The 8,170-nt window shown below is 34.0% G+C and carries 6 protein-coding genes and 1 pseudogene; 6 read left to right on the plus strand and 1 reads right to left on the minus strand.

What is annotated here, in order from left to right; genetic code table 11:
- The first annotated feature begins 26 nt into the window (after positions 1–26).
- The gene (locus Q1A47_RS05265) at positions 27–218 is read left to right on the plus strand and encodes a hypothetical protein (protein WP_026681725.1); all 192 of its coding nucleotides are present in this window, start codon (positions 27–29) and stop codon (positions 216–218) included.
- A 319-nt stretch (positions 219–537) separates the two neighbouring features.
- Here the strand turns inward: Q1A47_RS05265 and Q1A47_RS05270 are convergent, their stop codons facing one another.
- Positions 538–1,497, minus strand: a complete 960-nt coding sequence (locus Q1A47_RS05270) for an LCP family protein (protein ID WP_166530343.1) — start codon at positions 1,495–1,497, stop codon at positions 538–540.
- A 343-nt stretch (positions 1,498–1,840) separates the two neighbouring features.
- On the opposite strand from Q1A47_RS05270, the gene Q1A47_RS05275 reads away from it, so the two are divergent.
- The 5 genes and pseudogenes from Q1A47_RS05275 to Q1A47_RS05295 all read left to right on the plus strand — a co-directional run bounded on the left by Q1A47_RS05275 (position 1,841) and on the right by Q1A47_RS05295 (position 7,832).
- Positions 1,841–2,473: a DUF1232 domain-containing protein gene (locus tag Q1A47_RS05275; protein ID WP_026681727.1), complete on the plus strand. Its 633-nt coding sequence runs from the start codon at positions 1,841–1,843 to the stop codon at positions 2,471–2,473.
- Between the two features lie 623 nt (positions 2,474–3,096).
- Positions 3,097–5,208 (plus strand): BglG family transcription antiterminator, encoded by a 2,112-nt coding sequence (locus Q1A47_RS05280; RefSeq protein WP_166530334.1) that lies wholly within the window; start codon positions 3,097–3,099, stop codon positions 5,206–5,208.
- An 11-nt stretch (positions 5,209–5,219) separates the two neighbouring features.
- Positions 5,220–5,486, plus strand: a complete 267-nt coding sequence (locus Q1A47_RS05285; protein WP_026681729.1) for a PTS sugar transporter subunit IIB — start codon at positions 5,220–5,222, stop codon at positions 5,484–5,486.
- 36 nt (positions 5,487–5,522) lie between these two features.
- Entirely contained in the window at positions 5,523–6,884 is a 1,362-nt protein-coding gene (locus tag Q1A47_RS05290) for a PTS ascorbate transporter subunit IIC (RefSeq protein WP_026681730.1), read from the plus strand.
- Positions 6,885–7,433: 549 nt separating this feature from the next.
- Positions 7,434–7,832: pseudogene (locus tag Q1A47_RS05295) on the plus strand (hypothetical protein).
- The last annotated feature ends 338 nt before the right edge of the window (positions 7,833–8,170 follow it).

An 8,170-nucleotide genomic window follows, 5' to 3' on the forward strand; every position in this document is an offset into this window, starting at 1 on the left:
CGGAAAATTAAAAGGGGAGGGTGGAAATGTTTCAAAAGATGAAAGATCCGTTGAAAAAATGGATGAATTCTAAGGTGATACAGGTGATTGGAAATATCGTTCTAATACTTATTGTACTCATGCTGTTTATAGTGGTTGGAACATTCGTTTACTTAGTAATCGCAGATCTATTATATAATGAATCTGCAATCAACGAAATTGTAAGTGATTACATATGATTTATTTTTTGTCTTAATAGATTATGTATGAATAGTAAAACAGATTAAGAAGCAAGCCTAGGTAAGGTTGAGTGTTGAATATTCCTGTATTAAGCAACAATAATTTTTGTCGTTACGTCCTATTCAATTTACTAAGGGGTGGAAAATACGAGTAAAAAATGAAAGGGTTTTCTGAAAATATGGATGCTGAAGTCGTGCCCGGAAAAATGAGTGTTTTCTTGATGAGCGATGATAGAGCCCGTTTTAAAAACGGAACTGTGTAGCTCTCTCACTTACACAGTCCCGTGTCTAGTCTATATTATCGTAAATTAGCTCGGACTTATTTATAATCGCTTTCTAAAAACGCTTTTAAAGCTTGCTTATTTTTTTCAAGATCGATGTTTAACACCGCTCCAGCATCTACATGTAAATTTGTATAAGAATTTTCGGTAGGGATGCGTAAGGTTTCTACTCCTTCGTTGGAATGTGTAAGTAAACCTTTACCTATCGAATATAAAATTTGTGTATTTACATTCGTATCTATATAAGCGTTGGTAGCTCCTAATATTTTTGGAAGTTTAACTAATTGATTGATCCTCAATGCTTGATCTTTTAATTTTGACAATACTTCTTGCTGACGCTCTACTCGACCGAAGTCATTTTGACTATCTTTTCGAAAGCGAACATAGCCTAATAATTGATCACCATGCAAAATTTGTTCGCCAGGATGCAGTGTCATGCCGATACCTTTAGACATTTCTTTTTCAATATTTACTTTTATCCCATCAGGTGCAACTAAATCTATAATTTTAGGAAAACCATTAAAATCGACGGTTGCATAGTAGTTAATATTAATATCAAAATTATGTTTAATGGTTTTTCTTAATAACTCTGGACCCCCGAAAGAGTAAGCTGCATTTAATTTTTGCATTCCATAACCAGGAATTTCAACGTATGTATCACGCATTAAGGATACAATTTTTATTTGATGTGTATGCTGGTTGTAATAACCAATCATCAATGTATCGGATCTACCTTTTTCTTCTTCTCGAGCATCGGTTCCTATTAAAAGTACTTTTATTTCTCCAAATTGTACTTCCTCTCCTTCAAATGGCTCAACAGTCGTATTGGCTACTCCTTTATTCATTGATAACCCCTGATTATATTGATATACACAGTAAATAATGATCATTGTAGTTAATAATGTTATCGATAAAATCAGTTTTCGATTTCGTTTCTTCCGTAATTTTTTTCTTTTAACTTGGTTATTGGCTACTTTACCCAAATTTCTCACCTTCATCATCTGTATTGTACTAGTAAAACGTACTTATGCTTTCCTCTCTTGATAGTATAAGTTGATATTACTAAAAGCTTCTTTTACAACTTACTCCCTTTATATGGAATTAAATATGATATAATTATTTTCCAATATACAGATGTGTTGATTTTTTGTCAACGTTTTTTATAGGTGGAGATGTCTTGGAGATAGAATGTAATTGAACTATATTAAGTGTTATTAAGAAATGGATTGTATTTTTGATAAATAACATATCATAATATGTTGACTTAAATACAACGTTTTTGACAAAATTATAATGAAGGTATAAAGTAAAAAAGAGTTTTATAGATGAGGAGTAGTGACAATGTCTCTAAATGAAAATGATACGTTAGGTTCTTTAGTAAAGGAACTCTTGCATAAAAAATCATTATCTATGCGTAAATTCAGTAAATTGACTTCCATCGATGTAGCGACGATATCGCGAATTGTTAATGGAAAGCGACGTGCTAACTTAAATCATTTACAAGTATTTGCTCAAGTATTGGACGTTCCGATTGTAAATTTGATGCGAGCTGCTGGTTATGAAATCGAAAAGAATGTAACTGATGATGCTAATGAAACGATACGACAAATGCAAAAAGTTATAGAAAAATCGGATATCCATCAAGAGGAATTTACCCTTGATTTGTTAGAGCAACGGTTATCTTCTTATCAACAATACTCTAGAACGGATGAAGGGGAAGAAATCATACGTAAGGAATTTAAAGAAAAAGTGAAAAAGGTAGCAGGTGTTGGACCATACATCCAACAGCTTCAGGATATATTTACGAAATTTACATTACGTAAGGGGAACGCAAAGGAACTAGCTGTAATGGGTGGTGTGTTAATCTATTTTATCTTAACGATGGACTTAGTGCCTGATTACCTATTTCCAATCGGCTTTATTGATGATGCGATTGCTGTTCAAACTGCAACCCAGCTTTTATCGCAAAAATAATAGGAGCGATGCATATAAAATGAAGCGTGTAGGTACTTTTTCAAATCATTTCAGGGTATTTATTTCTATTGTGTAAACCAAGTATTTTGGTATATGTTTGATTTTGAAGTCCTGGGGAAAAGAGCTTCCTTGAAATTGTCTGTTGAAGTATCTTCACAGCAGCCGATGACGATGCGTATACAGTAGTAAAATTAAATGAATCCAGCCAAATCGCTTTAAACCAAAGAAATTGAAAGAGCTGAATTAATGATAATAGAAAGTGAACAAAACACGGTGCTTGGAGTAGCAGAAATATAAAGTACGATTTGTATGTAATTTAGAGTATTCTATGATACTAGGTTAAACAGCAGTCGTTATATTATTGAAAAGACCTATATAAATGAAAGATTATATAAAGCGAAGATAGTTGATATTACTTGAACTATCTTCGCTTTTTCATGGATATAGGCTGTCTGTGATGTTGCTCTACTGTTTATTATTGCAAAATCATAATCTTACATTTTATGGTCTGTGAAACCTCTTACACAAACGTAATAATAGGGTTATAATTACGGTGTAAAGCGATGCAAAAATAAATCAGCTTTTTATTTTTGCAAAATTACTTTCTAGAAAGGTATTTCAAAATGGTATTAGATAAAAGGCGCGCGTACTTATTATCTATAGTTATGAAAGAATGTAAACCAATTCACACAAGAAGATTATCTGAATTATTGGGAGTTTCTCAGCGTACCATTTACTACGATTTAGACCAACTTAATAATTGGCTGACAGAGCAATGCTTAGAACCAATCCAAAATTGCTATGGAAAAGGAGTTTATTTAGTAGATAAGACTAGAAAAGAATTAATTCATCAAGGGATTATTGTGACGGATGACTATGCATATCAATTTTCAGAGCAAGAAAGAAAGTTACTCCTTACAATCAGGCTATTGACTGATAATGAGCCTTCTACTATGAGAGGCTTTATGGATATGACTAACATGAGTCGTAGTTCTGTAATAAAGGATATAAAGCATGTTAAAGCTTATTTGTCCAAGCATTATCTTCGTCTGCATTATACAAGACCAATCGGCTATCAAGTTGACGGTTCGGAAGAGCAGAAAAGGAGACTAGTTGCTCATATTTTATCCTATACATTATTACAGAAAGAATCAGATATATTTCAGAAAAAAATCTATCAAATTCTCAATCCGTTTTCTAAGCTGTACCATCAAGCCGACCATGCTAGGGAAGCTATTCTAGCTATCATTCATGAAGCGGAATGCGAACTTGGTTTAACGTTAACAGATGAAATGGTAGAAATGCTGTTAATACAGTTATTGGTAGTAGTGAAGCGAGTAAAGGCAGAACAAATTGTAGCAATTGATATAGAAGAAAAGAATGTATTACGTCAATCTGTATACTTTCACGCAGCTCAGTTCATATCTAATAGATTAACTACTAAATATCAATTGGAAATCCCAGATGATGAAATATGTTTTTTAACAATGAGCTTACTAGGCTTAAAGGTCCATCATGATGATTTTCGAAATTATACAGAACGAGAATTACGTGGTCTTCAACGTGTGGTTCATCGTATGGTATCAGAATTCCAAAATAATGCATGTGTCATTTTTGATGATCGAGATGGTCTAGAGAGGAATCTTATTTCACATATTAAACCAACATATTATCGTTTGAAGTATGACGTAAAATATTCCAATCATTTAACAGAGAGCATTCGAAAAAATTATGAAGAAATTTACCATTTTACAAAGCAAGTTATCGTTCATTTGGAGTACTATGTCGGCAAACAGATACCAGAGGATGAGATTGCATATATTTCTTTACATTTTGGCGGATGGTTAAAGAAAGAAAAAAAACAGGTGAATGTAAATTATCGGGCTATTATTGTATGTGAAAATGGGATAGGGACATCAAATATGCTAAAAACCCAACTGGAAAGCTTAATCGTTGGACTTGATGTAGTTGCTGTTCAATCCATCCGTGAATTTAATCAGCAACACCATCAGGTAGATGTTATTTTTTCAACGAATTATCTTAAAGAGAAGGATATCCCAGTTATTCATGTAGCACCGATTTTATCCAATCATGATAAGGAACGTATTTTAATGCAAGTGAATGATATGTTTAACATAGAAACCGTAACTCATGATGAAACGAATGCATTTATGGAGATAATTGCGAGGTTCGCTTCGATTAGAGATCCAATTGGCTTACAAGAGACTTTAAAAAAAATGCTGCAGGATCGAACTCATCATGTAAAGGAGATACGAAAACCAATGCTTAATGAGTTGTTAACAGAGAAAACGATACAGTTCAGAGATCATGTGTCTAATTGGCAAGAGGCTATTAAAGTAGCAGCAGAGCCTTTAGTTTTGCAAAGAGCAATTAAACCAACTTATGTTAAGGAGATGATCGATAATGTGAAGGAGATGGGCCCATACATCGTATTAGCACCAAACATAGCTCTGCCACATGCAAGACCAGAAACTGGAGTAGAGAGATTAGGTATGAGCTTTTTGCGATTAAAGGAACCAGTATATTTTTCAGCAAAGGAAAAGCACCGTGCACAGTTAATCATTGTGCTAGCAGCTATTGATAATGAAACTCATTTAACTGCGCTTTCTCAATTGACAGACCTTCTGTCGGTAGAAGAAAATGTACAGCAGTTAATTGCATCAGAAAATATACAAGATGTACAGAATATCATTAACCAAATTAATCTTATTTAGGAGGAAATAACATGAAAAAAATACTAGTTGTTTGTGGAAATGGGTTAGGAAGTAGCATGATTGTTGAAATGAACGTGAAAGCAATCTTGAAGGAGCTTGGTAAAGAGGCTGATGTATCTCATACAGATTTAGCTACAGCAAAATCTGAACAAGCCGATGTGTTCTTAGGGTCAGAAGATATTGTTAATAGTTTAGAGGATGGTAAGAAAAATGTTATTAAGCTTAAAAATCTAATGGATAAAGGAGAACTTCGAGACGCGATTGAGCAAAACATCTAACTTTACTATACATTTAAAGAAGGGGGAGACGTATAAATGATTGATTTAATAATGAATGATGTGCTAGGAACACCAGCAATCCTTGTTGGGTTATTTGCCTTAATCGGATTAATAGCTCAAAGAAAGAATGTTGCCGAAGTGGTTTCTGGAACACTCAAAACAATTATGGGCTTTGTGATTTTAGATGCAGGAGCAAATGTTATTGTATTGGCACTTGGGCAATTTTCTAGTATGTTTAATGAAGCTTTTAGCGTAGACGGTGTTATTCCAAATAATGAAGCAATAGTGGCGGTTGCTCAGCAAAGTTTTGGAACGGAAACGGCAATGATTATGTTGTTTGGTATGGTAGTAAATATTATATTAGCACGACTTACACCATATAAATACATCTTTTTAACTGGACATCATACGATGTTTATGGCATGTATGATTGGTGTAATCCTAACAACAGGTGGACTTACAGGTGTAATCCTAATTGTGGTGGGATCAATTATATTAGGTTCATTGATGGTTCTTTCACCAGCTATGCTGCAGCCATTCACACGTAAAATTACTGGTTCAGATGATTTTGCGATAGGTCATTTTGGATCAATGGGTTACGTTGTATCTGCGTTAGTTGGTAAATTAATTGGGAAAAATTCGAAATCAACAGAAGAATTAAAGGTGCCTAAGTCTCTTGGATTCCTTCGTGATACTTCCGTTTCTGTATCATTAACGATGGTGATTTTGTTCTTTATCGTAGCTGCTTGTGCTGGTCCTACATTTATTGAATCGGAATTAAGTAACGGACAAAACTTTCTAGTATTTGCTTTCTTACAGGGGTTAACATTTGCTGCAGGTGTATATATTATTTTAGCTGGTGTTCGAATGCTTTTAGGAGAAATAGTACCGGCCTTTAAGGGAGTGGCAGATAAATTTGTTCCTAATGCCAAACCGGCTTTAGATTGTCCTGCTATCTTTCCTTTCGCTGGAAACGCTGTTATTATCGGTTTTTTATTTAGTTTTATTGCAGGATTAATGAGTATGCTTCTTCTTCCTTTATTTGATTTGAAAGTAATTGTTCCAGGATTGGTACCACATTTCTTTACTGGGGCAGCCGCTGGGGTGTTTGGAAATGCTACTGGTGGACGTAGAGGTGCTGTTATTGGAGCAATGGCTAACGGGTTTATTATTAGCTTCCTTCCAGCATTATTACTCCCTGTATTAGGAACACTTGGATTTGAGGGTACGACATTCGGTGATGCTGATTTTGGCATAGTTGGGATCATACTAGGGAATTTGATTCAGTTTATTCAATCTAATTTATTATTTATCATCGTTATTTTTGTAGGCTTAGTCGTAATTTACGCCGTCGGCTGGAAGACGGTAAAGAATGTAGAGAAGAAAGACGTGGCATGATTATTTATACTACCTGGTATTTGAATCTTTGGAATGCCAGGTTTTTATTTCTATAGATTAGATCATGCTGATAATGAAGTAATTGGCTTGCTTATTATGTATGAAATAATACTTAGGAATTTAAGTAACCATAGCATAGAAAGTGTTGAGAACTGGGTAATAAATAACGAAATATGTTTTTGGATAACTACGTATTATTGAGTGCTGAGAGTGAAAAGTATGTCGATAGTTCTGAGGAGTTTCTAAACCATAAGAAAATAATAAATTTATTTACGGGGGATATGTAAATAAAAATATGATACGATGATTGTCTTTAGGGGTTATAATTTAACATTAGCATACTATTAACAAAAGGAAAGGATAAGCATACTTTTTAAATTTGAAGCCTTCGCTAATGATATGAATTCAAAAATCTTCGTGCTGCCTTTGTTTTTGAACAGTTCCTTTGTAAAAATTATAATAGCTTTGACTGTTTAGGTCTGATACTATTTCCTAGCACATAGATTAATAAAATCTCACGTTTATAAAAACGAGAGAGAAAGTAGTATCATGGGATTAATTGAGTCTATAATTAAAATATTGTTAGTGAACTTGATTCTAAGTGGTGATAATGCTGTTGTAATAACGTTGGCAAGCAGACGTCTTTCCGATCATTTAAAAAAGGTTGCCGTGATATGGGAGATTTTAAGAGCAATTGTCCGAATGCTGTTTGTTTTTATCGTTCTATATCTCTTAAAATTACCTTTCATTCATTTGATTGGTGGCATTCTTTTACTCATAGTAGCCTATAAGCTACTAGAGGACAAACAGGGGGAGTAAATTATAAGAATAGGAAGTTCCATGTGGGAATCTATTGTACTTATAATTGTTGCTGATTTAATCATGAGCTTAGATAATGTATTGGCAATTGTAGCTATTTCTAATATGGTGATATATTTCTTATCATGATTGGCATCATTGTCAGTAATTCCACTCATTATTATAGCCAGTCAATGTAGGATGGAATTAATGGAGGCGGTTACCAATCATTATGTATGGGAGAGCGGCTCTATTTACATATACAGCAGGAGAATGCTCCAGAGAGAGACTCTTGTGCAAAACATTTTGAAAGCGTTATCTTTATCGGAAGCGTACTTACGCTTAATTATTATTTTAATTGTTCTTAGTATAGGAGAGTACCGAAGAAGTAAGTAAAAAAGAGTTAGTGTTTTAGGAGCATTCCTGTAAGGGAGAAATTTGAGGGGATATCGAAGCAGAGTCCGGATGCATAAAAAAAGCCCTCTTGG

Origin of the sequence: uncultured Virgibacillus sp., assembly GCF_947495635.1 — a bacterium.
In the GTDB taxonomy this organism is placed as follows: domain Bacteria; phylum Bacillota; class Bacilli; order Bacillales; family Amphibacillaceae; genus Virgibacillus; species Virgibacillus salarius.

Excerpts from the sequence above, each read along its gene's own strand:
- Q1A47_RS05265 (WP_026681725.1), top strand. The coding sequence starts at position 27 with ATGTTTCAAAAGATGAAAGATCCGTTGAAAAAATGGATGAATTCTAAG.
- Q1A47_RS05270 (WP_166530343.1), bottom strand. The coding sequence starts at position 1,497 with ATGAAGGTGAGAAATTTGGGTAAAGTAGCCAATAACCAAGTTAAAAGA.
- Q1A47_RS05275 (WP_026681727.1), top strand. The coding sequence starts at position 1,841 with ATGTCTCTAAATGAAAATGATACGTTAGGTTCTTTAGTAAAGGAACTC.
- Q1A47_RS05280 (WP_166530334.1), top strand. The coding sequence starts at position 3,097 with ATGGTATTAGATAAAAGGCGCGCGTACTTATTATCTATAGTTATGAAA.
- Q1A47_RS05285 (WP_026681729.1), top strand. The coding sequence starts at position 5,220 with ATGAAAAAAATACTAGTTGTTTGTGGAAATGGGTTAGGAAGTAGCATG.
- Q1A47_RS05290 (WP_026681730.1), top strand. The coding sequence starts at position 5,523 with ATGATTGATTTAATAATGAATGATGTGCTAGGAACACCAGCAATCCTT.